This window comes from Undibacterium sp. RTI2.2 (genome assembly GCF_035018705.1).
Taxonomy (GTDB): Bacteria; Pseudomonadota; Gammaproteobacteria; order Burkholderiales; family Burkholderiaceae_D; genus Undibacterium.
Genome location: NZ_JASJXN010000167.1, coordinates 1 through 216, shown reverse-complemented (window position 1 = coordinate 216; position 216 = coordinate 1). Strand labels below are relative to the sequence as shown.

The 216-nt window shown below is 50.5% G+C and carries 1 pseudogene; it reads right to left on the bottom strand.

Going from position 1 to position 216, the window contains the following annotated elements:
- A pseudogene (locus tag QN395_RS21570) lies at positions 1 to 216 on the bottom strand (IS3 family transposase); the annotation flags it as partial.

The following is a 216-nucleotide window of genomic DNA, read 5'->3' as shown; positions in this document are numbered from 1 at the left end:
TTTCGCCCGGGATAACCCAATGCCTTGACCGTGGCAGCAATGCAGCGACCGTGATTAAAGTAATGTTCAACAACCTCATTCTTCTGCTGCTCAGAATACGTCGGTTTCTTGCGCGCATAGCTTTCCGGCAAATCACAAAATTCTTCGAATTCCCGATGCCAGCTCTTGAGAGCATTCTTTGTCGGGTAACCCAGCTGCAAGATGGTCGGCGCAGTG